The 25,378-nt window shown below is 66.8% G+C and carries 20 protein-coding genes; 5 read left to right on the top strand and 15 right to left on the bottom strand.

Annotated elements, in window-relative coordinates; genetic code table 11:
* Window positions 1–14 precede the first annotated feature (14 nt).
* The 11 genes from AJAP_RS16065 to AJAP_RS16015 all read right to left on the bottom strand — a co-directional run bounded on the left by AJAP_RS16065 (window position 15) and on the right by AJAP_RS16015 (window position 15,962).
* Window positions 15–1,148 carry an acyl-CoA dehydrogenase family protein gene (locus AJAP_RS16065; RefSeq protein WP_038512367.1) on the bottom strand — a complete coding sequence of 378 codons (1,134 nt, stop codon included), beginning with the start codon at window positions 1,146–1,148 and terminating at the stop codon, window positions 15–17.
* Window positions 1,138–3,051: a B12-binding domain-containing radical SAM protein gene (locus tag AJAP_RS16060; protein ID WP_038512364.1), complete on the bottom strand. Its 1,914-nt coding sequence runs from the start codon at window positions 3,049–3,051 to the stop codon at window positions 1,138–1,140. Before AJAP_RS16060 ends, AJAP_RS16065 begins: the two co-directional genes overlap by 11 nt.
* Entirely contained in the window at window positions 3,048–5,486 is a 2,439-nt protein-coding gene (locus tag AJAP_RS16055; RefSeq protein WP_148311515.1) for a non-ribosomal peptide synthetase, read from the bottom strand. The genes AJAP_RS16060 and AJAP_RS16055 overlap by 4 nt, the downstream gene beginning before the upstream one ends.
* Before the next feature lie 25 nt (window positions 5,487–5,511).
* A complete protein-coding gene (locus AJAP_RS16050; RefSeq protein ID WP_228694956.1) occupies window positions 5,512–6,759 on the bottom strand; it encodes an aminotransferase family protein in 1,248 nt (415 codons plus the stop codon).
* Window positions 6,760–6,951: 192 nt separating this feature from the next.
* A complete protein-coding gene (locus AJAP_RS16045; RefSeq protein WP_038512355.1) occupies window positions 6,952–8,196 on the bottom strand; it encodes a cytochrome P450 in 1,245 nt (414 codons plus the stop codon).
* Window positions 8,197–8,244: 48 nt separating this feature from the next.
* A complete protein-coding gene (locus tag AJAP_RS16040) occupies window positions 8,245–8,994 on the bottom strand; it encodes a hypothetical protein (protein WP_038512352.1) in 750 nt (249 codons plus the stop codon).
* A 110-nt stretch (window positions 8,995–9,104) separates the two neighbouring features.
* On the bottom strand, window positions 9,105–10,184 hold the full coding sequence (locus AJAP_RS16035) for a hypothetical protein (protein WP_051972470.1): 1,080 nt from the start codon (window positions 10,182–10,184) through the stop codon (window positions 9,105–9,107).
* Between the two features lie 18 nt (window positions 10,185–10,202).
* On the bottom strand, window positions 10,203–11,432 hold the full coding sequence (locus tag AJAP_RS16030; protein WP_038523154.1) for a cytochrome P450: 1,230 nt from the start codon (window positions 11,430–11,432) through the stop codon (window positions 10,203–10,205).
* Between the two features lie 172 nt (window positions 11,433–11,604).
* Window positions 11,605–13,134, bottom strand: coding sequence for an MFS transporter (locus AJAP_RS16025; protein ID WP_038512349.1), 1,530 nt, complete (start codon window positions 13,132–13,134; stop codon window positions 11,605–11,607).
* Window positions 13,135–13,170: 36 nt separating this feature from the next.
* Window positions 13,171–14,526: a condensation domain-containing protein gene (locus tag AJAP_RS16020; RefSeq protein ID WP_051972469.1), complete on the bottom strand. Its 1,356-nt coding sequence runs from the start codon at window positions 14,524–14,526 to the stop codon at window positions 13,171–13,173.
* Window positions 14,527–14,540: 14 nt separating this feature from the next.
* Window positions 14,541–15,962 carry a tryptophan 7-halogenase gene (locus AJAP_RS16015; RefSeq protein WP_407639406.1) on the bottom strand — a complete coding sequence of 474 codons (1,422 nt, stop codon included), beginning with the start codon at window positions 15,960–15,962 and terminating at the stop codon, window positions 14,541–14,543.
* Between the two features lie 295 nt (window positions 15,963–16,257).
* Here AJAP_RS16015 and AJAP_RS16010 point away from each other — a divergent pair, with 295 nt between their 5' ends.
* From AJAP_RS16010 to AJAP_RS16000, 3 genes are all read left to right on the top strand, one after another.
* Complete coding sequence (locus AJAP_RS16010; RefSeq protein ID WP_038512341.1) at window positions 16,258–16,857, top strand: dihydrofolate reductase family protein; 600 nt, start codon at window positions 16,258–16,260, stop codon at window positions 16,855–16,857.
* Window positions 16,858–17,068: 211 nt separating this feature from the next.
* On the top strand, window positions 17,069–17,761 hold the full coding sequence (locus AJAP_RS16005; protein ID WP_038512338.1) for an O-methyltransferase: 693 nt from the start codon (window positions 17,069–17,071) through the stop codon (window positions 17,759–17,761).
* A 668-nt stretch (window positions 17,762–18,429) separates the two neighbouring features.
* Window positions 18,430–18,867 (top strand): enediyne antibiotic chromoprotein, encoded by a 438-nt coding sequence (locus AJAP_RS16000; RefSeq protein ID WP_051972468.1) that lies wholly within the window; start codon window positions 18,430–18,432, stop codon window positions 18,865–18,867.
* A gap of 64 nt (window positions 18,868–18,931) precedes the next feature.
* Here AJAP_RS16000 and AJAP_RS15995 read toward each other — a convergent pair whose 3' ends face one another.
* Window positions 18,932–20,407 carry an exo-alpha-sialidase gene (locus AJAP_RS15995; protein ID WP_158509798.1) on the bottom strand — a complete coding sequence of 492 codons (1,476 nt, stop codon included), beginning with the start codon at window positions 20,405–20,407 and terminating at the stop codon, window positions 18,932–18,934.
* Between the two features lie 199 nt (window positions 20,408–20,606).
* Here AJAP_RS15995 and AJAP_RS15990 point away from each other — a divergent pair, with 199 nt between their 5' ends.
* Window positions 20,607–21,374: a class I SAM-dependent methyltransferase gene (locus tag AJAP_RS15990; protein ID WP_038512332.1), complete on the top strand. Its 768-nt coding sequence runs from the start codon at window positions 20,607–20,609 to the stop codon at window positions 21,372–21,374.
* Between the two features lie 45 nt (window positions 21,375–21,419).
* Here AJAP_RS15990 and AJAP_RS15985 read toward each other — a convergent pair whose 3' ends face one another.
* The 3 genes from AJAP_RS15985 to AJAP_RS15975 all read right to left on the bottom strand — a co-directional run bounded on the left by AJAP_RS15985 (window position 21,420) and on the right by AJAP_RS15975 (window position 24,496).
* The gene (locus AJAP_RS15985; protein ID WP_051972467.1) at window positions 21,420–22,568 is read right to left on the bottom strand and encodes an aminotransferase class I/II-fold pyridoxal phosphate-dependent enzyme; all 1,149 of its coding nucleotides are present in this window, start codon (window positions 22,566–22,568) and stop codon (window positions 21,420–21,422) included.
* A 42-nt stretch (window positions 22,569–22,610) separates the two neighbouring features.
* Window positions 22,611–23,738, bottom strand: coding sequence for a nucleotide disphospho-sugar-binding domain-containing protein (locus tag AJAP_RS15980; RefSeq protein WP_038512329.1), 1,128 nt, complete (start codon window positions 23,736–23,738; stop codon window positions 22,611–22,613).
* 200 nt (window positions 23,739–23,938) lie between these two features.
* The gene (locus tag AJAP_RS15975; protein ID WP_038512327.1) at window positions 23,939–24,496 is read right to left on the bottom strand and encodes an SMI1/KNR4 family protein; all 558 of its coding nucleotides are present in this window, start codon (window positions 24,494–24,496) and stop codon (window positions 23,939–23,941) included.
* Between the two features lie 95 nt (window positions 24,497–24,591).
* Here AJAP_RS15975 and AJAP_RS15970 point away from each other — a divergent pair, with 95 nt between their 5' ends.
* On the top strand, window positions 24,592–25,368 hold the full coding sequence (locus AJAP_RS15970) for a hypothetical protein (protein ID WP_038512325.1): 777 nt from the start codon (window positions 24,592–24,594) through the stop codon (window positions 25,366–25,368).
* Window positions 25,369–25,378 lie beyond the last annotated feature (10 nt).

Genomic DNA, 25,378 nt, shown 5'->3' with positions numbered 1-25,378 from the left:
CTTCCCGGCTCCGCTCAGATCAGCGACTGGGCGATGGTTTCCTTCATGACCTCGGTGGTGCCGCCGTAGATCGTCTGCACCCGGGTGTCGACGAACTCCCTGCCGACCCGGAAGTCGCGCGTGAATCCGTATCCGCCGTGCAGTTGCAGGCATCGATCGACGGTCCGCCGGGCCAGCTCCGTGTTCCACCACTTGGCCATCGCCGCGTCCTCGGAACCGAGGCGGCCGTCGGCGTGCTCGGCCACGCAGCGGTCGGTGAACGTCCGTGCCACCGCGAGCGAGGTGGCGAGTTCGGCGAGCACGAACCGGGTGTGCTGGTGGCTTATGAGCGTGCCGCCGGAAACTTCGCGGTCGCGGCAGTACCGCACGGTCTCTTCGAACACCGATTCCGCGCCCGCGAGCGCCGACGTCGCGATCCAGAGCCGTTCCTGCCGCAGATTGCGGATCAGGTAGGCCATCGCGCGCCCCTCGGTGCCGAGCACGTTCCCGGCGGGCACGATCACGTCGTCGAACGCCAGCTCGCACGTGTCCAGCGCGCGCATGCCGATCTTGTCGATCCGTTTACCCACCGTGAGTCCCGGCGTGCCGCGTTCGACGGCGAGCAGGCTGAACTCGGTGTCGCGGGACCCGGTCCTGGCGACCACGAGCAGCAGGTCCGCCTGTTCGGCATGCGAGATGAACGTCTTCCGTCCATTGAGGACGAAATCGCCGCCCGACCGGCGCGCGGTGGTGCGTACCCTGCTCAGGTCGCTGCCCGCGTCCGGCTCGGTGATCGCGATGGCGGTGACGAGTTCGCCGGAGCAGAACCCCGGCAGCCAGCGCCCTCGTTGTTCCGGGGTGGTCAGGGTGCGCAGGTAGGGCCCGACGATCTCGTTGTGCAGCGACAGCGACGGCGCATGGACGCCGGCGCGGGCGAACTCCTCCGAAATCACCACGTGGTAGCGATAGTCGGACTCGCCGCCGCCACCGTAGACGGCGTCGACGTCCATGCCGAGCAAGCCGTGCTTGCCCGCCACCCGCCATACATCGCGATCGACCAGCCCGTCGGACTCCCACTGCGCGTAGTGCGGCAGGACCTCCCTGGCGAGGAAGGTCTTCACCAGCTCACGGAACTCTTCGTGCTCGCCGCGGAACACCTCACGCCGCATTGAGAGCCCCGAAGGTCCCATCGGGCGCCACCGTGGCCCACGACGGCACGATGTCGCGGAGCCGGTTCATCATCCCCTGGCAGTAGGCCGCGTTGTGGTCGAGGCTCCGGTGCCGCGGGTACGGCATCTTCCGCCGGCCGACGTGGTCGAGGCGGACGCGAGTGCCCTCCGCACCGTCCGGCGCCCCGATCAGGTCCATGGCCGACTCGGGTACCTCGAGTTCCACCTGGTAGCGCGAGCGGTTCACGACGGTGACGTGCTCCAGCTCGATCGACGGCGGGGACACCGGTTCGCGGTAGACATAAGGGCGGGCGACGAGATCGAGCTCGAAGGCGATCCGCTGCCTTTCGGTGGCGAGCCAGCCGCGCTCGGTGAGGAAGTCGCGCAGCAGTGCGTCCAGTTCCGCCCGGTGGGAGTGCAGCACCATGTGCAGCACCTTGCCGGTGTTGTTGAGGTCGTAGTTGCGCAGGTTCGTCACCGAGTCGGCGAAGAACGCGCAGATCGGGTTGTCGGTACGCCGCTGGAAGTAGTCCACCGCCGAGGTGAGGAACTCGCCCCAGGAACACGTGCCGTCACGGTCCAGCTCGGTGGCGATCAGCCGCGCCGCACGCGCGTTGTACAGGGTGATCACCGCGTAGGCGAACCAGACGCCGGCCTCGTAGTCCTCCCTGGAGACCCACTTGGTGCCCACCACCACGTCGGCCTCCGCCACCGGGTCCTCGACCCGCACGGTCTTGATGCCGAGCAGTTCCTGCCGTTCGTACATCGGCGTGTTGCGCAGCAGCAGCTGCGGATACATGACGATCGCGTCGGCCGAAGACTCGCACAGCCGCGCGATCCCGGATTGGAAGGATTCCAGCGTCTCACCGGGAAGCGGCCAGATGAGCTCGGTGTACGAGCTGATCTTCTTCTCCTTGAGCTTGTTCTGCAGCTCGACGTAGGTGGTCTCCTTGATGTTGGCGCGCTGCACCATTTCGAGCGTGCCGGGGCTCAACGTCTGCAGCGAAACCGGCTGGCTGGCCAGCATTCCGCCCTCGACGAGGATCTCGGTGATCTCGGTGACGCGGTCGGGCCGGTTCTTGGCCGCCTGCATCGACACCATCATCGGGTAGCCGTTCTTCTGCTTGCAGCGCACCAGATGCCGGGTCAGTTCCACATCGCGCGGCAACGCGCCCCAGTTCGCGTCCGCGAGGAAGATGCTCTCGATGCCATGCTCGCTGAGCCAGGTGAGATCCTTGAAGACCCGGTCCTCTTCCCAGCGGAACACCTTGTCGTTGGTCGCCGCGCCCCAGAAACAGTACGAGCAGCTGAACGGACACCCGCGGTTGGTCTCCACCACCGCGAACGTGTACTCGCCGCCGTCGAACACGCCGGCGGCGAACGGGGAGGGGATCTCGTCCAGCTCTTTCAGCCGCGCGGGTTTGTCCGTGTCGACGAGCTCGTCGCCCGCGAAGAAGCTGATTCCGGGCACCGTGTGGAAATCCGGTTCCGGAGCGAGAAGCGCGCGCAGGTACGCGGCGAAGGTCTGCTCGCCTTCACCGTTGCAGACCACGACCCGGTCGCTCCCGTGGGGTACGTACTCGGTCGCGTGGTTCATCACCTGCGGGCCGCCGAGGATGACGTGGGCGTCGGGCCGCGCGGCGAGGATCCCGTCGAGCAGACGCTTCGCCGCGCGCATGTTCCACAAGTAGCAGCTCAGCGCGAAAACCTCGGTGTCGCCCGAAAGCAGCTGCTCGAGCACGGTCTCGGTCGGCGTGGTCGACGGGGAGGAATGGATCTCGAACGTGAACGTCTCCGCGATCTCCGGGTCCTGCTGCGCGAAGGCCTGCAGATATCCGGACGCCAGCGGCAAAGTGTTGGGGTAGAGGGGAAGTTCGACGAAGGTGACGTGTCGTGTCGTCATGCCGCTTCTCCGGGATTCGTCTCGCCCTGCTCGAGTTCGGCCGCCAGTTCGTGCAACACCTCGTACTCGAACAGATGCTCGGCGCCGAGCCGGATACCGCGGGCGCGGGCCCTGGCCGCGAGCCGCATCGCCGTGAGCGAGTCGCCGCCCAAGTCGAAGAAGCTGTCCTCACGGCTCACCGAGCCGATGGAGAGGACCTCGCACCACAGCTCGGCCAGCACCCGTTCCAGATCGGTCGCGGGCGCGTCCCCGTCCCCGCCGCCCGACGGCGCACGGCGAGCGAGCTCCCCGCGATCGGTCTTGCCGTGAGGGGTGAGCGGGAACGCGTCGAGCACCGTCACTTCGGTCGGCACCATGTAGTCGGGCAGGACTTCGCTCAGCCTGGCCCGCAGCCCGGAGCCGTCCGGTCGCCGGCGCGGGTCCGGCCGCACGTAGGCCATCAGCCTGCCGCCACCGGACTCGGGCGTGTGGATCACCGCGACCGCGTCCCGCACGCCCGGCAGCGACCGGACGGCGGCCTCGACCTCTCCCAGCTCGATGCGGAATCCGCGAAGCTTCACCTGGTTGTCGACACGGCCGACGAACTCGATCGATCCGCCCGGCCGTACTCGCACCAGGTCACCCGTCGCGTACTGGCGGCCAGAAGGACCATCGACGAACTTCAGCGCGGTCAACTCCGGCCGGTTGAGGTAGCCGAGCGCGACACCTTCCCCACCCAGGTACAGCTCGCCGACGGCTCCTGCCGGGACAGGGGAAAGCCGCTCGTCGAGTACGTGGGCCTCCACGTTGGCGAGCGGGGTGCCGATCGGCGGGGCCCCGGAGCGCGGTGTGCTCATCTCGCCGCACGTCGCCAGCATCGAAGTCTCGGTGGGGCCGTACACGTTGTACAGGCGGAACGGCAGACCCGGCGGCGGGTACGCGGGCAGCTTCTCACCACCGACGAGCAACGAGCGCAGCCGTGAGCCGAGTTCGGCCCAAGGCTGGCCGAACAGTTCCACGCCGAGCGCGGTCGTGACGAAGCACGTGGTGATCTCCTCGCGGCACAGCCACCGCGCGAGTTCGACCGCGGAACGCCGGATCCCTTCGTCGGGAATGCACAACGTCGCACCGTTCGCCAGGCACGGCCACACCTCCAGCGACCACCCGTCGAACGACGGCCTGGCCAGCTGCGGCATCCTGTCTCCCGGCACGACCTCGAAGGTCTCCTGGTACCAGTTGACGAGATTGGTCAAACCCCGATGCGGCACCAGCACGCCCTTGGGAAGACCGGTCGAACCCGACGTGTACGTGACGTAGCAGGCGTCCCCGGGCGCCGGGCTGACGAACTCGCCGGTACTCCCCTGCCCCTCGAGGACATCGTCGACGACGAGGACGGGGTGGTCACCCTCCGGCAGGCGCGAGTCGTCGGCGGCGCGGGTGAGGATCAGGCGGCAGTCCGCGTCGTCGAGCATCGTCGCCAGCCGCGGGCCGGGCTCGTTGAGGTCGAGCCCGACATAAGCCGCGCCGCTGAGCGAAACCGCGAGCGTGGCCGCGACGAGTTCCGGCGAGCGGTCCAGCAGCAGCGCGACCCGGGTGCCGGGCCCGACCCCGTTCGCGGCGAGTGCGTCCCGCAGGCGCGACACCCGCTCGAGCAGGTCTCCGTACGTCCAGGCGACATCGCCGTGGACGACCGCCATCCGGTCGGGGGCGCGTCCCGCCCACCGCACGAACCGCTCCGGCGCCGAGGTCAGGTCCTCGTAGGCGACCGTCGTGTCCGGAAACTCGGTGCCCGCCTCGGCGCCGATGTCCAGGGCCGCGACGGGCAGCGCCGGTTCGGCGGCCGCGGCACGGAGCAGGGCGGCGAGATGCCCGACGATCCTCTCGGCATCCGCACGGGACCAGGAACCCGCGTCGTAGTACAGGGTCGTGGCGAAATCGTCCTCGACCGTCAGCCACAACGTCGTACCCGCCAAGGACAGCGGCGAGAGGCTCGTCCCGGCCGGAGCCACCACGATCGGCACCCCGTCGCGGCCCGGCGCGAGCTGCTGTACCGGCTGTCCTTCCCCCGCCGCGATGCTCTCCAGTACCTCGGCGAAACTCGCGTCCGACGACAGCTCCCCGGCCACCACCGACACCGTCGGCGGGGTGCCCCCGACCGGCCGCGCGACGGCGGCGACCGCCACGTCGGCACTCCGGGTGAATCGAGCCAGCAGCACGGAGGTGGCGGCCACGACCGTGTCGACCGGTGAGCCGGACGCCGCCGACGCCAGGGCCCGGAGCCGCTCCAGGCTCACCGGGTCCCACGCCGTCGACACGCTCTCGAGCCGGAACTCCGCTGACTGGTGCTCGGGCCAGCCGAGCGGGAACGGGAGCGTCACCCGCGACGCGATGTCCGATTCCCCCGCCGGCCGAGCCGCGCGCAACAGCGCCACAGGCTCGATTTCGATTCCTGACATCGAAGCTGCCCCTCCAGTTTCTTTCTCAGCTGCCCGTTCGGGAAAGCACTTCGACGATGGATTTCGTCGTGACCTCGGTCTCCACCTGGGTCATGACCAGCGGCGGCGAAAGGATGATGTTGTTCCCGTAGGGCCGCACGATGACGCCGTGGTGCTTGCGGATCTCGTCGGCGAGACCGAAGACGGCGGGGATGTCCATCGGCGCCCTGCTCCCGCGGTCGGCGACCAGCTCGATCGCGGCCATCGCACCTTCGACCCGGACGTCGCCGACCGAGGGCAGGTCGGCCAGCGGGGCCAGCCCGGCACGGAACCAGTCCCCGATCGACAACGCGTTGGCCGCGAGGCCCTCACCCTCGATGATGTCGAGGTTGGCCAGCGCCACGGCGGCACCGACCGGGTGGCCGCTGTAGGTGTGACCGTGGAAGAAGCCCATGTCCGCGGTGATCGCTTCCGCGATTTCGTCGGACATCAGCACCGCGCCGAGCGCGAAGTAGCCGCTCGTGATGCCCTTGGCCGTGGTGACGAGGTCCGGTTCCATCTCGCGCTGCACCGAGTCGAACCAGACGCCCGTGCGGCCGAACGCCGTCACGACCTCGTCGGCGATCAGCAGGATGCCGTGGCTGCTCAGCACTTCCCGCACCCGCGGCCAGTAGTCGGGAGGCGGGGTCAGCACCCCGCCACCGGCCATCACCGGCTCACCGATCATCGCGGCCACGTTGCCGGGCCCGAGGCGGGCGATCGTCTGCTCGAGCTCGGCGATCAGGAAGTCCGTCGGGTCCTGATCTCCGTAGAGTTCGCCTGCCCGGTAGAGGTACGGCGGCGACAGCTTCTCCACGTGCGGCAGGTTGGGCCCGACCCCGATCTGCATCGGCTCGAAGCCGGTGAGCGTCCCGGAACCGTAGGTGCACCCGTGATACGAGGCCGACCTGGAGATGATCCAGGTGCGGTCCGGCTCACCACTGCGGACGTGGAACAGCCGTGCGGCCTTGATGGCCGTGTCCACACTCTCCGAGCCCCCGCTGGTGAAGAACACCTTGTTCAGCCCGGCGGGCGCGTGCTCGGCGAGGCGGGCCGCGAGCCGGATCGTCTTGTCGTTGCCGAACTCGTGGAAAGTGGTGAAGTATTCGAGTTCCTCGACCTGCTTCGCCATGATCTCGGCGAGCTCGCGCCTGCCGTGCCCGACATGGGAGTTCCACAGACCGCCGCCGGTCGCGTCGAGCAGCTCGGTGCCCTCCGCGTCCCAGACCGTGGATCCCTTGCCACGGACGATCACGACGCGCTCAGGCGCGCCGGAAGACTCATGCGGGTGTACAACGTGGCGCCGGTCCAAGTCGGCGAGCTCCGCCGCTGACGCCAGTTTCTCCGGGGTCCATGGCGTATTTGTCACGTTGATTCCAATCGTGAGAAAGTCTTTCTCCGAGTTTATCGTCCGGCGTTTCGGGCCCTGTTCTCCAGAATTGTCACATCACCAGGAGACGGGGAAAGAAAGGAGGCGCGGCACGGTGAAGTCGTTGTACCAGGGAATCTCTTCGACGGGTACGGCCGGCCGGAGCGTGGGAACACGGGCGATCAGGGTGGTGAACACGATCTCCAGTTCGAGCCGGGCCAGATTCCGGCCCAGGCAATGGTGGACCCCGTGGCTGAACGCCAAATGGTCGGTCGGCACCTGGGTGACGTCCAAGGTCTCGGGGCGCGCGGTCACCGCGGGATCCAGGTTGGCCCCCGCGAAGCTCACCAGGACACCGTCGCCGGCTTTGATGACCTCGCCCGCGATTTCGATGTCCTCGGTCGCGACACGCGAGAGCTGCTCGACCGGGCACACATAACGCAGGATCTCTTCGATCGCCCCGGGAATGAGCGACGGGTCGGCGACCAGCGCGTCGAACTGCCCCGGAGTGTCCAAAAGCGCGAGTGTGCCCAGCGCGATGGTGCTGGTGCTGGTGACCGTCCCGGCGACCAGGATCGCGAAGGCGAACTGCACCAGTTCGTCGTGCCCGAGGTCGCCGACGCGGACGTGCCGCTCGATCAGATCGTCCAGCAATCCCTTGCCGGGCTTGGCTTCCTTCGCCTGGATCAGCCGGAGAAGGTAGCCGGTCAGATCGTCCATCGCCTGATCCGCGCGCTCCGGATCGAACAGTTCACGCGCGGGCCCCTCGAACGACTCGCGCTCTTCGTAAGGGACACCGAGGAAAGCGCAGACCACCTTCATCGGCACGGGCCCGGCGAAATCGGCCACCAGATCGGCCGAAGCGCCGGCACCGAGCATCACGTCCAGTTGCTCGTCGACGATGCGCTGGATCTCCGGCCGGTGCGCGGCCACGCGCCTGGCGGTGAGCGCGGGCAGCAACATCCGCCGCTGCCGCGTGTGCTCGGGCGGGTCCACGCCGAACAGTACGCCCGCGAACCCGCCTTCCTCTTCCTTCGCCATCTCCCTCGTGGCACGCATGTGCAGGTGCCGCTCGTCGAGCACGGGAAAGTTCGGGTAATGCGCGAGGCTGGACATCCGCGGGTCCGCCAGCAGTGCACGGGCCTCGACGGGCCCGGTCACCAGCCACGCGGTGCGCCCGTCGTACAACCGCACCTTCGCCACGGGCCCGTCTCCACGCAGTTTCGCCGTGCTCTGGGAAGGCCGGTACGGACATTCACGCGCGAGGGGGTAGTCCGGCAGATCCGAAGAATCCCTCTGCGGTGTGTTCACCTCTGCGGTCATGACCCCTCTTTGCCTCGAACGGACGCGCCGACTATTCCGAAAACGAACTCAACCGTGGTATCGCAGCGCCCGCTCGTACATGATCCGGGCCGCGCGCACCGCGATGGCCGGGTCCGGGTCGAGCGACCAGATGAACAGATTCCCCACGGCGACGAAAACGTACTCGGCCGGGCACTCGCCCTCGTGGAAGTTGTACTTCGTGAGCAAGGCCGCCTCTTCCTCGTTGGCGGGCTTCGGGAAGGTCGTCGTCATCCTCGTGACGAACGACTTCCCGAACAGCAGCCGCAGCGGCCGCTGCTCCACGAACGTCACCTGGCCGGTGATCTTTCCTTCGAGCGTCATGGTTCCCGTCGCGCAGCTCGCCACGGCGGTCCTGACCCTGTTGACGTCGAAGCCCCCGGGAATCTTGGCGACCACCTGCAAGAAGATCGCGGGGCCCCGGCGCCCGAACTGCATCCACCCCGTTCGCGTGCCCAGCCCGCCCACGGAATCGTCGGCGAAGCTGAGGCACGACTCGGGCGAGGACGTCATCCCCGGGGTGCCCAACCCGCCGTCCTCGGCGGCCTGCGCCAAGGTGATCGGGTCCATGGTGACGCTCCCCGGCGCCTGCTGGTCAGGAGGAACCAGCACCGACGCCAGGGAGGTGCTCCAGCGCTGCGAGGCCTCGGCCGCAGGCTGGTCCGAGACCACCGACGACAAGGCCAATGTCGCCGCCATCGCCACCGCCATGAGCCCTCGGCCGAACACCCTGCCGTTGAAGTGCATTTCCCGCTCCGATCTCCGGACGAACGTCGTCATCGGGCCTGCGCCATGTGGTTTCGGCCGCCTCTAAAGAATGCGAAAACGGAAAGCGACTCTCGTCCTCGATCCCGCTCACCGGGCAGCAACGGCAAGATGGAACAAGCTTCCTACCGGCCGCCGCGCGCGATCTCCTGGAAACCGAGGTGGGCATAGTGGTCGGCGATCGCGTGAAAGGCCTCTTTCGGCTCGACGCGATAGCCGGACGCCGGGTCGGAGAAGTCGTCCCGGATCGTCTTCACCAGCGCCATGCTCGCCGTGTCGAGATCCAGCCGGGGATCGGTCGAGTGCGGATGGGTGGGGTGGATGAATTCCGAGACCGTGACCCCCGCGGCCCCCGCGTCCTCGAAGATCTCGAACATCTTGAGGTGATAGGCGGCCTGCTCGCCCTCGTCGCGGGTGTAGCCGTCGAGGACCGTGGGCACGTCCTGGGCCCGATCGACGATGTCCCAGAAGAAGAAACCCTTCTTCTCGGCTCCCTGGTAGGTCGCGGTCCCGAACTCGCTGATCAGCACGGGCTTGTTCCAGCGGAGGTACGAACCGACCAGGTCCTTGTGCTCCGCCGGCGTCTGCCCGGACGGAAGGTACTGGTACATCAAGCCGATCGTGTCGAACGGATCCCAGTCGACGACCTCGAACGGAGCCGCCGAGTAGCCGACGGAACCGCTGAAGTTCCCCCGCGCCACGACGGCCGCCTTGGCGAGGAATTCGTTGAGCCGGGGCGCGGCGGCCGCGACGTCGACGCGCGCGGTGGGCTTGAGCAGGTAGTGCTCCGCGTCCGCGTACACGTTCGCCATCCGCTCGTGATACGTGTCGCCTTCGATGAGCCCCGGCGTGAAGACGAGGTGCACCGCACCGACGGTGAGGCTGACCTTCGCGCCTTGCTTCCGCAGGGACTCGGCGAGCCGCGCCGCCTCCGCGAGGTGGTCCATGATCTCGTTCACCGGCCGGTCGACCAGCCGCGGCTGAAGCAGCACGTGGAGTTCGCGCTCGATCGCCGCGGTCGCGGTCTGCGCCAGCCGGTCCAGGTCGGTGCCGTAGACGGTCACCGAGTTGCAGTTGAGCTGGTCGCTGATGAGGCTGATCTCGGCCTCCATCGCGGACTCATCCCATACGGTCCGGGAAAGATCGCCCTGACCGGTCGCGAAGTTGGTACCCGTGTCGTAGGCGACACCGCGGTAGGAAAGCATCCTGCGTCCTTTCGTTCCTCACCAAACCACTGGGAATTCGAAGAGCCGCTGCAGCGTCCCGTCGTTGTTGTTGCTGGGGAGCTGGTCGGCGGGCAAGGTCGAGCGCAGGTCGGGCATGCGCTGGACCAAGGACCGGAACGCGACCTCCAGTTCGAGCCGGGCGAGGTTGTCGCCCGGGCACCGATGGATTCCGTGGCTGAACGAGAAGCTCGGCCGGGGCGGGCGCCGGATGTCGAAGGTGTCGGGTTCCGCGGCCATCTTCGGATCGAAGTTGACGCCGGCGCAGCTGATGAGGATCCCGTCGCCCGCCTTGATCTTCGCCCCGCCGGGAAGCTCGATGTCCTCGGTCGCGACCCTGGCGAACGCCTCGACCAGCGAGACGTAGCGCAGGATTTCCTCCACCGCGCCGGGGATCAGGGAGTGGTCGTCGCGCAACGCCGCCCACTGATCCGGGTTGTCCAGCAACGCCAGCGTTCCCAGCGAGATCACGTTGGTGGTGGTGTCGGTGCCCGCGACCAGCATCGCCATCGCGATGTGGACCAGCTCCGAGCGGGTGAGCGTCCCCTTGTGCAGCTGGTCGACGATCAGGTCGTCGATCAGGCCGACCGGTTTCGCGCCGGGATTGTTCTCCTTCTTCGCGATCAACCGGTCGAGGAAGTCACCGAGTTCCGTGGTCGCCTCGTCGGCGAGCTCGGGTACGAACAGCTTGTGAGCCGACGTCTCGAATTCCTCGTTGTCCTCGTAGGGAACACCGAGCACGTGACTCATGACCATGGAAGGAACCGGCTGCGCGAAGTCGGCGACCAGATCACCCGGCGCGCCCTTGCTCATCATTTCGTCGAGTTTCTGATCGACGATCCGCTGGATTTCGGCGTGGTATTCCTTCGTCCGGCGCAGCGAGAAACGCGGCATGATCATCTGCCGCTGCTTGGTGTGCTCCGGCGGGTCGACACCGAAAAGGACGTCGGCGTATCCGCTGTCGACGACCTTCTCGAATTCTTCGTTGAGCAGCGGATAATTACCGTGATACGGGCGAATGGAGACCCGCCGGTAGTCCGACAGCACGGCGCGGGCCTCCGCGGTACCGGTCACCAGCCAGGCCACGCGGCCGTTGTAGAGCCGGACCCTGGTCATCGGGCCGTCTTCACGCAGGTCGACGTGAACCTTCGAGGGCCGGTACGGGCATTTCGACTCCCGTTGGATCGGGAATCCCGGCAGGTCGGCCGAATGCGATGGTGTAGACGTCACGGACACCCCTTTGTCATGCTTTCCATTCAAACCGGCACGTCGCTGTTCATAAGAGCGACAAGATCGTGTGCGACGCATTCATGTAAAGGGCCACCCGAGCTCCCCGAAACAAGTATCGTCGTCCGGCACGGCGGTCGCATCTCCGTGTATGCGACCCACGAGCCTGAAGCGTTCACACCCGGGACTCTTCCGGCGCCCCGGTGGCGGGGAATCGGCGAAGACCGACGACCGCGAGTACGGCGAGCCCGGCGAAGAGCACGGCCGTGACGATCGTGACGACGTGCAGTCCGCTCGAGAACGCCGCACGCCCGGAGTCGAGAAGGGCGGCGCTCACCTCCGCCGGATACCGCTCCGCCGCGGATACCGCTCCGGGGAGGCTTTCGGCGGCGTTCACGTCGTGGACGCCGGCCGGGACGGTGACCTGCGTACGGTAAACGGTGCTGCCGACCAGGCCGAGTACGGCGATCCCCAGTGCCGCCCCGAATTCGTTGAAGGTCGAGGACATGGCACCGGCGGCACCCGCCTTCTCCGGCGGAACCGACGACATGATGAGGAACGGGCTCAACGTGCCGTCCGAGCCGACACCGAAGTACACGACGACGAGCCCCACCAGGAACATCGCGAGGCCGCCGGAACCGTTCGCCACGGTGAGCACCACCATGCCCACCGCGGCGATCGCCGACCCAGCCGCGAGTACGTACGCGGGCCGGATCTTCCGCGCCAAGAGCGGGGCGAGGTTGACCGCGACGATCATGCCGAGTGACGGAATCACCATCCACAACCCGATGGCGACCGGTGAGAGACCTTCGACCAGCTGCAGGTACAACGAGACCATCATGCTGGTACCCGCCATGGCGAACGCGCTGAGCAAGGCGAGCAGCAACGCCGCCGTCACCGCGCGGTCGGCGAACAGACTCAAGTCCAGCAAGGGAGCACGCAGGGTCCGCTGGCGACGCACGAACACGAGGAAAAAGAAGACGCCGGCGAGGATCGCCGCGACCGGCACCGGCTCCGGACCGCTTCTGCCCAGTTCCTTGAAGCCGTAGATCGTCGGCAGTATCGCCATCAAGGACAACGCCACACTGGCCAGGTCCAGTTTGCCGGCGGCGGGGTCGCGGGATTCCGGCAGGACGAACGGGCCGACGAGCAGCAACAGCCCCATCACCGGCACGGCCATCAGGAAGATCGAGCCCCACCAGAACGCCCCGAGCACCAGGCCGCCCGCCACGGGACCGAGGATGAGCCCCAGCATGACCGAACTCCCCCACGCGCTCATGGCGGTGCTCATCTGCCGGGGATCGCGGAACATGTTGCGGATCAACGCCAGCACCGACGGCATGACCGTCGCGCCCGCGACGCCGAGCAGGGCACGGGCGCCGATCAGTATCCCGGTGGAGCTCGCGTACGCCGCCAGCACCGAGGTCACCACGAACGCCGCGGCGCCGAACAGTAGCACCTTGCGCCTGCCGATCCGGTCGCCCAGCGTCCCCATCATGACCAGGAACCCGGCCATCGTGAAGGCGTAGATGTCGGTGATCCACAGCTGCTGCGTGGCGTCGGCGCCGAGGTCACCGCTCATCCGCGGCAACGCGAGGAACATCACCGAGATGTCCAGTGTGGTCAGCATGGTCGGCAGGCACAGCACCGCCAGGCCGACCCATTCCCGCCAGCCGGCGCGGGCGGGCGCCTCAACCGTGGTCATCCGCGCCCTCACGCGTGGTCGCGACCCCGTACGAGGTCACGACTGTCGTACACCGACGAGGACGTCGGCGAGCACCCGCCGGAGCTCGGTCACCCACGAGGCGATCGTGTCCTCGACGAACAGGTCGGCGGTGTAGCCGATCTTGCCGACGATGTCGCCGTCGTGATGCAGTTCCAGTGCCCACAGCGCGCCGTCCGGCAACTGCGAGCCGACCGGGGCCGACAGCACCCGCCTGCGCATCGCGGTGATGCGAAGATCGCCGACGACCTGTTCGTCGCTCATCATGAACGGCGACTGGACGACCTGGAACACGCATGACGCGCTGTCCGGCTTCGACACCTCGTCCATCAGGTTCGGTGCCTCTTCGATGATCTGCATGAACGGAAGCTCGTGCGCGTAGGCGCGCAGGCAACTCGCGCGCACTTGTGCGATCACTTCGCGGATCCCGACGCACTCGGCGATGTCGAAGCGCAACGGCACGAAGTTGTAGAAGGAACTGACCGTGTTCTGGATCCAGGCCGGGGTGCGCCCCGGCGTGAACGTCGGCACGACCAGGTCGGTTTCCCCGGTCTTCTCCCGGAGATAGACCAGATACGCGGCGAGCAGCACCATGAACACCGTGCTCTTGGTCTCCGCGGCGAGTTCCTCCGCGGAGGTGCGGAACTCGGCTTCGAGCAGGAACCGGTGCCAGCCGGTGACGAACGAACGCTCCTCGGCCCGCGGCAGATCGGTCGGGATCGCGACCATCCGCGCCCCGTCCAGATACTCCCGCCAGAACTTCCGGGCGGCGACGACGGCGGGGCCGTTCGCGTTCTCCCGTTGCCATGCGACGTATTCGTGCAGCTGACGCACCTCGGGCAAGTCGGGCGCCCGCTGATCCCGCCTGGCACCGTAGAACTCGGTGAGGTCGCGGATGACCAGCTGCGCCGACCAGCCGTCGACCGCGGTGTGGTGCGCCACGAGGACGAGGACGGCGTCCCGGTCGTCGAAACGGCCCAGGATCAGCCGGACCCGCGGCATCTCGTCGAAGGGGAATTCCTCGGCTTCGACGTCGTTGAGGAACTCCTCGGCGGCCCGTTCCCGGTCAGCGGCGTCCGGGATGTCCCGGATCACCAGGTCGGCCGAGCTCGGCAGGAACACCGCCTGATGCAGGTCACCGTCATTGACCACGATGCGCGTGCGGAGCGCTTCGTGCCGGGCGACCAGGTCGTCCAACGCGCCCTGCAACGCGTTCACGTCGAGTTCGCCGAGAAGGCGCCAGCCCCCGACGATGGTGTACATCGGGCCGAACGGCCCCATCCCGTCTCCGTGGTCGACAAGGCTGAGGAACTCCTGCTGGAGCGAAAGCGGAAACCGGTGCACGCTACCGGCCGTCGACTCTGTCACTGACATGACCGTGATTCCCTTCAGCTCGCCTGCTGCTGGACAGGCCGGATCCAGTGCATTCCGTCGGCGGAAGGCACCAGCCCGCCGTCACGGACCGGGGTCCGCTCGTCGGCGTTCGCCCCCAGGCTGGCCTGAACCTGGATTCGGGTGCCCTCACGGGACACCGAGCGGGCGAGCTCGGTCTTCAACAGGTCGCGGTCCTCTCCCGCGACCAGCACCGGACGTTCCACCGCGTCGGAAAGCTCCTGGAACGCGGGTGCCCGCTTCCCCAGGTAGGCCTTGGCGTCGATCAGGGCTCCCTCACCCGACGAGCCACCCCCGACCAGTTCCACGAACGACTCGACGTCCGAGGCCGCGTTCCCGGTGACCTTCTTCGCCCTCCAGAAGTACGACGACTCGTCCTCGTGCATGTCGTAGAACGCCACCAGGAAGTCGTGGAACCTCGCATACTCGGCGCGATACCGCGCTTCGAACTCCTCGCAGGACTCGGTCTCCCCCGCGGTACCCGCCAGCACGGTGTTGATCGTCCTGGCGGCGAGCAGCGCGCTGTAGGTCGCCAGGTGCACGCCCGAGGAGAACACCGGGTCGATGAAGCAGGCCGCGTCGCCGGCGAGGATCAGCCCCGGCCGCCAGAACTTCTCCTGGATGTAGGAGTAGTCCTTGCGGACCCGGACCTCGCCGTAGGGACCACTGGTGACCCGCCGCGCGTCCGCGAGATAGTCCGCGATCAGCGGACATTCGGCGATCAGGTCGAGCAGGGCCTGCTCCTTGTCCCCTTGAGCGCGTTCGAGCGCGTCCGGGTGGAGCACCGCGCCGACGCTGGTCAACGTGTCGGTCAGCGGGATGTACCAGAACCAGCCCGAATCGAAGGCCGCCGCGAGAATGTTCCCCTCGTTCGGCGCGGGCAGTCGCTTGCCGCCTTCGAAATAGCCGAACAACGCCAGATTGCGGAAGAACTCCGAATAGCGCCGCTGTCCCCCCACCTTTTTGTGGATCCGGCTCCCGTTCCCCGAGGAGTCCACGACGAACCGTGCGGACACCTCGTGGGTGACACCGTCGGCGTCCGTGTACCGCACGCCGCAGACCCGGCCGTCGGCATCCTCGATGACATCGGCGACCGAGGACTCCTCCCGAACCTCGACCCCACGACGGCGAGCGTTGTCCAGCAGAATCTGGTCGAAGCGCATCCGCTCCACCTGATAGGCCGTCGACGCCTCCGACACGAATTTCGAAGAAATTCCGAAAGAAAACGTCCAGGGTTCCGGATTGCGGCCCCAGCGGAACGTTCCTCCGCGTTTCAGCATGAACCCCGCTTTGTCGAGTTCCTCCGACACGCCCAGCAGACGGCACACTCCATGCACCGTGGCCGGGAGAAGCGATTCCCCGATCTGATAGCGCGGGAACTTCTCCTTCTCCAGCAGCAAGACCCGATGTCCCTGCATCGCCACCAACGTCGACACCGCCGAACCGCACGGGCCTCCACCCACCACGACGACGTCGAACCCAGCGGTCTCGGCACTCACAATAGATCTCCGTCCTGAACTCGAGGGTCAGATCTGGATCGTCGCACGGAGACGGAGCACGGAGCTTCTCCTGAGTTGTGACCCCGCCACGGGTGCGGCGGGGTAAACCATTTCGATACGAAGAGAGCACGGGAGAAGTGGACAACGACCGGTCATGGTGCCAGGGTTGAGCGATCGAGAAGTGCTCGATACATCGCGCAAGAAGGGATTTCTCATGCCAAAGGTGGCGACTCAAGCGTCCGTGTCGCTGGACGGTTTCATCGCCGGTCCGGAGAACGGGGGTTTTGAGTACCTTTTCGCGTGGTGCCGTGCCGGCGATGTCGAGGTGCCCACCGCGTCGGGCCGGTCGTACAAGGTCGCCGAGGCGTCCGCCGACTATGTCCGTGACATGATCGAGGGCTACGGTGCCCTGGTCGTCGGGCGAAACCAGTTCGACGGCATGGACGGGTGGGGCGGACAGCACCCCATGCGCGTGCAGGTCTTCGTGGTCACCCATTCGGTACCCGAAGGCTGGGCCCCCGAAAGCGACGAGTTCGTCTTCGTGACCGAGGGCGGCGTCAAGGCCGCGATCGACCAGGCCAAGGCGGTCGCCGGGGACAAGAACGTCGGCGTGGGCCCGGGCATCGTCGCCCGTGAAGCGCTGGACGAGGGGTTGCTCGACGAGGTCCGCCTCGACCTCGTGCCGTACATGCTCGGCGACGGAGTCCGTTTCGTGGACACGCTCGGCTCCGCTCCCAGGAAATTCGGCGAACCCCGCGTCATCCAGGGCAAGAAGGTCACGCACCTCATCTACCCCGTGGAGACCAACGAATAACGGCTCCCTTTCGGGCGACGGCGGGCCGGGCGGGTGAATCCGCCCGGCCCGCCGTCTTCCTGCGCTCCCTGTCGTGGTCTCTCGGGTCGTGGGTCGCGCAAGGTTAAGGACGCGCTCGCCCTCGAACTCCGGTGACGATTGCCCGGCCCGGTGTGCTCGGCCAACGCGGTGTCCCACCCGGGTGACCCGTACCGACCACCAGGGAGCAAAGATGGGTAGCAGCACCCCGTTCGCCGAGCTCAAGCACGTTTCGGTCGACCAGGCCACGCGTGACTACCTGCTCGAGTCCTGTACACCGCCCGATCCCGCGGTGAGCGCGCTGATCGAGCGCACCGAAGCGGTCGGTGACGCGGCGGGCATGATGGTCCCCGCCGAGCAGTTGCAGCTGCTGACGATGCTGACCGGGCTACTGCAGGCGACGACCGTCGTCGACGTCGGAACCTTCACCGGTCTTTCCGCGCTGGCGTTCGCTCGCGGGCTTTCCGCCGGCGGGCGGGTGATCACGTGCGACGTGACCGACAAATGGATCGAGCTCGCGCGGGAGCACTGGGAGCGTGCCGGCGTGGCGGACCGTATCGATTTCCGGCTCGGGCCGGCCGGGCGGACACTCCAGAACCTGGCCGAAGACACCGTCGCCGATCTCGTCTTCGTCGACGCCGACAAGATGAACTACCTCAAGTACTACGAGGCGGCTGTCCCCCTGTTGCGCCGAGGTGGTTTGTTGGTTGCTGACAATGTACTGCTGGACGGTCTGGTCCTGGACCCCGAACTCGCGGAGCCGGGGCTCCCGCGCCGGTGCGCGGAGACCTTGCGCGTGTTCAACGCCAGGCTCGCGGCCGACGATCGGTTCGAGACGGTGATGCTGCCCATCGCGGACGGGCTCACGATCGCCAGGAAGCGCTGACCGGACCCCCGGTGTCATGAGGGTGCCCCATGGGACGGATGTTCCATGGGGCACCCTCTTGTCATGTCCGGTGTCTACAAAGGACACCAGCTGGCAGCGTCGAGCGGGGAGGATTCGGGACGTTGAGCGTCCGTAATCCTCCCCGCTCGACGTCCGAGACCCGTGCGCCGCCTCGACACACCGAGCAGTCAACCCTGTGCCGGCCAGGCGATTCGTGCGTGGAGGATTTGGGACGGTCAACGTCCCAAATCCTCCACGCACGACCGTGCCTCGGAGAGATCCCGCCGTCATCGAACGCCGAGGTTCACCCGAGATGCCCCCCCGGCGGACAGTCGAGAGACGTCAAGCCACCGCGGCACACCCCTCCGCGCCATCTCGATCGGCGGGACGGACGACTTCGCGAAAACGGCCCACCGAGGGCCGGAATCGATCACCGTTCACGATCATCGCAGGTGACAAAAGTCCACTTCGGACACTCCTCCCCAAGATCGAACCAAGCGTGGAATGTCCGACTTCTCCTCGATTGCCACCCCGTCCTGTTTGTGTGTTCTTCACTGACCGACCTGTGTAAAGTAATTGGCAGATGAGGTTGAGACAGCACAAGGAAGTGCTGAGAAATCCACTCATCACCTCTGAGAAATCCACCCCAAAATGATCGGAGTATTTCGATGCGCGTGAAGAACGGCACCTCCCGCATTGCCAAGGTCGGCGCTATCGCGGTGTTCGCCACCGGATTGGCACTCGGATCGTATTCCGTCGCCAACGCGGAAACCGTCGAGTCCGTTTCCGTGACGCCCACCTCGGGTCTCGCCGACGGCGCGACCGTGCAGGTTTCGGGTTCCGGCCTCGCCGCCAACTCGACGTTCTGGATCGGCGAGTGCGGCCAGGTCGGCACGGAATGCCTCGGAGACGCGGGCAGGGTCCTCCAGGTCACCTCGGACGGCAGCGGTTCCTTCTCCACCCCGCTGACGGTGGTCAAGCAGTTCAACGGCCACAAGCTGGACGGCAGCACGGTCGCCGTCGACTGCAACTCGACCCAGTGCGCCGTCGGCGTGTTCAACGCGGACGCCTCGAGCGTCGGCAAGGTGACGATCTCGTTCAACTAGTCGTGGTACGGGTCATGAATGCCCGGTGTCGCCCCGCGCGAAAAAGCCGGCACCGGGCATTCATTCACCCGCGCCCGTAGATACTCGTCGCGTAGATATCAGTACGGTTGTCGAGATCGCCATCATTGGGTTTCGCGAAAAGCGAAACAAAAGAGTTCCTCCCGGCAACGAGTCCGTACTGTGCACCCATGTACAAATACGGTGTCGGACCGAAGATGTCCGCTTTGGGGACGACGGCCAGATCGGACGGGCCGTCCACCTTTCGCTCCGACCACGTCGCACCGGCATCGGTGGACGTTGCCAGCCAGAAATCGGTTGGCAACGTCACCGGGTCGGGGGTATTTGGCCGGAAGTCGTAATAGGTCACCCCGACGGTACCGTCACGGCGAGCGGCCAGAGAGAGCGAAAAGGCGGGCACCGAGGGGTCACCGCTGGCCGCGACCGGTTCCGACCAGGTGAGACCGCCATCGGTCGAACGGGCGACGACGACGGCGTCGCGAGCACCGCCCGAAAACCGGGAATCCTGCCATGCCGTATACAGCACACCGCGTCCGTCCATGGCGCTGTGCATGAAGTACCCCGCCTCGGCGATGGGAGTTCCCGTGTCCGGGTCCTTGACACCCGCCGAGCGCATTTCGCTGATCTTCACCGGCTGTGACCAGGTGCGCCCCTTGTCGGCGGAACGGATCGCCATGGCCTGGAATCCACGCTCATGGGTCACCGGATCCTCGGAGATGGCGGTGAAGGGGAAGACGAGGACCCCGTTCGGCAGTACCTCGACGCTGCCGGCGAATCCGTAGGTGTTGAGACCGCCGTCGAAGATCGGACGCGGCTGCTCCCAGGTCTTCCCTCCGTCGGAACTTCTCGCCAGGTACATCGGCCCGGTGGACTGCCCGTCGTCCCGCGTTCCTATCCGGCACCAGGCGAGGTAGACGTAGCGCGAGTCCGTCGGGTCCGCGGTGATCGTCGGGAAATCGTTCAGCGCCATGCCGCTTTCCCGGGTGATGGTTTCGGGATCGCTCCAGGTTCGGCCGCCGTCGGCCGATTTCGTCACTTGGATCGCGTGTTCGGATTCGGGGCTGAAAAGGCCTCCGGTGATGGTGAGCGAAGTCAGGTACACGGTCCCGTCGAGCCCGATCGTGCTCCACACGTCGAGTATTCGCTTGAAATCGCCGCCGTTCTCCTCGTCGCCGCCCGCGCATTCCGTCAAGGGCGGAGTCGAGCGCGACCACGACCGGCCACCGTCGAACGAGGTCACGACCACGGCGCCACGCGAACCGCCGTCCTGCCAGCGATCGACCTGATAGGTGCCGACCAGGTGCCGCGGATCGCCGGGGTCGATCGCGAGAGTCGGCTGGACCTCGGAGTTCGTGTACAAAGTGGTCGGCGTTTGCTCGCCGGCGCAGCCTTGAGTGAACGGGGTCGCCCGGGACGTCCGGACCGCCTGGCGGCCCGCGGAAGCGGAATCGCCGATGAGCAACGCGCTCATCGTTATCGCGATCGTCGCCGAGATCCGCCGCCAAATTCGTAGCCGATTCATGTGTTCACCCCTCGTTTTCTTGATCATCCGGCGAAATCGATGCTAGTTACGGCTTTCCGCCATCACCAACTTCCGCAATGCGCCATCGCGCCGGTCACGCGGACCGCAGTTCGCGAGTGGCCGCGGTGACGAGACCGGCCGGACAATCGGCGAAGAAGCCTGCCCGGTCCGGGCAAGGCCGAAGGAATACGGAGATCCCATGACTGACGAGCAGGACTGGGCGGACACGCACGCCCGCTGGGGAGAAGACCACACCGAGCTCTACGATCTCGTCTTTCGCAGCAGGGGCAAGAATTTCGAGACCGAGGCCGACGACATCACGCGGCTGATCCAGTCCAGGTTCCCGGCCGCGGCCAGCCTCGCGGACGTCGCCTGTGGCACCGGCGCTCATTTGGCCAGGTTCGCGAACTCGTTCGATCACGTCGAGGGCGTCGACATCGCGCCGGCGATGCTGGGTGTCGCGAGCCGCCGGCTGCCTGGTGTCAACCTGCAGCTCGACGACATGCGGACCTTCGACCTCGGCCGGAAGTTCGACTCGGTGGTGTGCCTCGGAAACGCCATCGCCTGCCTGGAGTCGCGTGAGGACATGGAGGTGGCGATCAAGAACCTCGCCTCACACCTGGTACCCGGCGGCGTGCTGGTCGTGGAGCCGGGGTGGTTCCCCGACATGTTCATCGACGGTTATGTCGGCGGGCATCTGGTGCGCGACAACGGCAAGGTCGTCTCCCGGATCACCCATTCCGTACGGGAAGGCGATCACGCGAGGGTGGAGATCAAGTTCGTGGTCGGCGAATCGACGGGTCTCCGCGAATGGACGGACTACTTCCTCATGAACCTGTTCACGCAGGAGGAGTACGTGTCGGCTTTCGACCGAGCCGACTGCTCGGTCGAACTCCTGGACATTCCGTGGACGCTCGGATCGGACCCGCATAACGCGCCGGGCCTGTTCGTCGCCGTCCGAAAGTGACACTCGTCCGTCGAAGGCGTCCCTGAGATCCGGTCGCCGCGACGCCTACGCTCCCGCGCAGGCGTCGCGGATGATCTCACAGACGGCCGCGATCTCGGCCGGACCGACGGCGGTGCCGGTCGGCAGCGAAAGCACCCGCTCGCACAGCGCCTCGGTACGCGGCAACGGGAGCGGAGTGTGGACGTCCGGACGCCCCCGGTACGGGTCGATCATGTGGCAGCCCGGATGGAAATAGGGACGGGCGAGGACGTTGTGCTCGGTCAGGGCAGCCTGGACCGCGTCGCGGTGGATTCCCGCGGTCGCCGCGTCGACCTCGATGACCACGTACTGATGGTTCGCGCGTTCCTCGTCGGCCTGTTCGTAGACCTTGACACCGGGAAGCCCCGCGAGCCCGTCGCGGTAGGACTCGTGGTTCTCCCGGTTGATCTCCATGAACGCTTCCATGGCCTCGAGCGAGGTCAGCCCCATCGCGGCCGCGGCCTCGGTCATCCGCCCGTTGATCCCGCACGCCACGGTCTCGCGATTGTCGTCGAGCCCGAGGTTTCGCATGACCCTCGCCTGCGACGCGATGCGCTCGTCGTTCGTCACGATGGCGCCGCCTTCGAAGCTGTTCACGTACTTCGTGGCGTGGAACGAGAAGATCTCCGCAGACCCGAACCCGCCGACCGGTTTCCCCTTGTAAGTGCACCCGACGGCCTGCGCGGCGTCGAACAACACCGGAATTCCGTGCCATTCGGCCAGCTTCGAGAGCTGATCGATCTCGCAGGGGCGGCCGAACACGTGGACTCCGACGATGGCGCGCGTCTTGGGCCCGATGAGCTGTTCGACGTGTTCGGGGTCGGCGTTCGCCGTCGTGGCTTCCACGTCACAGAAGACCGGGACCAGGCCGACCCACTGAAGGGCGTGCGGTGTCGCGGGTGAGGTGAACGAGGGAACGATGACCTCGTCGCCCGGCTGGAGCCCGGCCGCCTTGGCCGCGATCTGGATACCGGTCGTCGCGTTGGCCACCGGAACGCAATGCTCGGTTCCCGCCATTTCGGCCACCCGGGCCTCGAATTCGCGGACCAAGGGGCCATTGTTGGCCAGCCACAGCCGATCCAGGGCGCCGTTGATCCTCTCCAGGAACCGATCCCGGTCACCCACGTTGGGGCGTCCGACGTGAAGCGGATTGCTGAACATGGACTTCTTCACCATCGATCGTCATCCTTCACGTTCGGTCGGTATCCAACGGTGCCTTCAGGGGATCAGCTTTTCGAATATGCCGGTGATCTCGAGCGGCGAGGGCGCGGCGGCCATTTCGGCGGCGATATCCGATGCGGCGATGCCGAACTTCACCGAGCCCAGCAATTCCAAGCAGCCTTTGGCCACGGCTTGCGGCGTGATCTGCGCGGGAAGCAGCCGAATGCCGGCGCCGGATTCCGCCACCGCGCCCGCGTTCTCGAACTGATCGTCGAACTGCGGCAGCACCAGCTGGGGAATTCCCGCTTCGAGTGCGGTCAACGCGGTTCCTTGGCCACCGTGGTGTACGACGAGATCGCAAGCCGCGAGGACCTGGGACAACGGCATCCGGCCCACGTGACGGATGACGGGGGGCAGCGGTGGCCACGATGCGGCGACCCCGGCGTCGACGGCGACCACGATCTCGACGTTCAACTGGGCCAGCTGTTCCAGGATGGGCAGCGCGAGCTGGGCGAACCGTCCCTTTTCCAGGTGCGGGACCACGGTGCCCAGTGTCAGGCAGATCCGGCCCCCGGCCTGGCGTTCCACGGCCCAGGACGGAACACTGGCGTCACCGTTGTAGGACACGTGCCGGATGCTCCGGTGATCGGCCGCGTAGGGCAGCCGGAGGCTGCGCGGCCAGGGATTGACCACCAGGCCCGGCCGAGGCAATCCGTCCAGTCCCCGCGCTTCGAGCTCACCGGCGAGGATGTCGGCGCCCCCCATCCGGTACTCGCCGAGTTCGGCGATCCCCCAGTGGAATTCCACCCACGGGACGCCGCTCACCGCGGCGGCGATCGGCCCGCTGAGCTCCGCCCGTTCGCTGACGACGAGGTCCGGCCGCCACGCGTTCATCAGCGACGTCATTCCCGGCAGGTTCCGGGCGGCGATCTCGGCGAAGACCCGACCGTGCGCGTACCGGCGCAACTCCTCGCCGTTCCCGGAATCGCCGGCGGTCAAATCGACCAAGGACACCATGGCCGATCCGCACGAAACCGCGGGCAGACCCGCACGGAGTACGGTCGGCACGAATTCCTCCGAGGTGGCCACCAGCACCTCGTGGCCACGCGCCCGGAAGGCCCACGCGAGTGGGACCAACGGATAGAAGTGACCGGACAAGGGCACGGTGGTGAAGAGAATCCGCATATATGTCTCCGACGTGGACATCCGCTTTTGGTGGTTCCGCGACACGCACTGAAGCAGATCGTAAACGCCGCGTTTCCCGCGTGTTTATCCATAACTGGCGTTTTACGGCCACGAAGGAGTTCAGAGCAGAATGCAAGAGGCCGTGGTGCTCGCCCGTGGTCGGCGCGGTCTGCCGAGGTCGACCCGCCGACCTTCTCCGATCAATGGAGGTCGAGAAGGACGAGCGTGCTTTCTTCGACCTTGACGCGTCCGGCTTCGACGAGATCCGCCGCACGGGCGAGGAACGCGGCGAGCGACGGCGCTATCGGCTCACCGAGGTCCGGCACGTTGGGGCGGGACACGACCTGTCCGACGGTGCCGAGTTCGCCGGGAGCCAGGTCCAGGAAGTAGCAATCGCCCTGGAAAGCGAGGAACGGCAACCAGGATTCCGACCACACCGTCCACCGCAGGCAAGCGGGTTGCTCGACGGGTTCGGCCAGGTCGCCGACCACGTCGGTGAGCATCCGGTGCATCTCGATCATCTCGTCGACGGTCAGGAAATGGTGGAAGTTGAGCGGTCCGTTCAGTTGGTCGGGGTCGTCTTGGCCCGCCGACACGCGCAGGAGGTCACGCAGATCGGTGGGCAGGACGAGCCCGGTCTCGGTGGCGAGCCGGTCGAGTTCCCGCTCGGACGCGCCGGGCAGGAACGGTGCGGCGTCGGGCAATTCCCGCTCGATGATGCTTCGCAACCGGGCGAACTCGCGGGCGGTCTGGTTCATGACGGCCAGTATTCACCACGTCCGGGTAAATCCGGATGACCTTGATCCGGTCCGGCCAGTAGTCTCCGGCGAACCGGGAAACAGAGGGAGCCAAGGTGTCCAGCCACTTCGGGGCGATCGGGATCGACGTCACGAGCCAGGAAGAATTCGGGGAACGGGTCGTTTCCCTGATCGGCGCGGGCACCGCCCGGCGGATCACCAAGAAGATCAGCGAGCACGTCTGGACCGATCCGTCCGGTGCCCGGCTGGTCGCGCAAGTCCACAATGGTCAGATCGAGTTCCTTCTGCCCTGTCTGGCGGGCAAAGCGCCCGCAGTCCCCGTTGGCGACATTCGCCTCGTCGACGACGAGACCGCGATGCTCGACCTCCTGGACGGTGTCGGCGGGGAAATGATCTGCCCCATCGCGGTCGAACTGGAAGACCGAGCGGTCCTCGCCGGCTCCGGCGGGCGGCTCGAGTCCGGCTCCCTGGTGCTGGCGGCACTGGCCGAGGAAGTCACCGTGCACGCCGACGCCGACGCGTACTCGGCCTCGCAGGACGGTGAACTGGAATTCGCCGCCGACCACTTCATCCCGTCCGGCACCTTCTCGCCAGGAGAACCCGCACCCGGCTGGGCGCCGTCGGCCCACGCGCTGTTCGCCGGCGAGGTCGTCGAAGCCGAGACCCCCGTGAACACCGTCACCGGCACGGCATTCCACCGGATCCGGGTCCGCACCATCGCGGCGATCGAACTCGACGTCGCCATCGCGACCACCGAGCTCGAGCGACCGCCCGGGCGCGGCAACATCGTGACCGGGACCTTCTTCCTGACCGGAAGCCTGGGGCTGCAGCCGGAAAACCCCGTGAAGCGGCGGAGCTGGTTCCGGCGGTGAGCCCGCGTGA

It is taken from the genome of Amycolatopsis japonica, assembly GCF_000732925.1.
Classification (GTDB): domain Bacteria; phylum Actinomycetota; class Actinomycetes; order Mycobacteriales; family Pseudonocardiaceae; genus Amycolatopsis; species Amycolatopsis japonica.
This window is presented reverse-complemented; position numbering and strand designations above follow the sequence as displayed.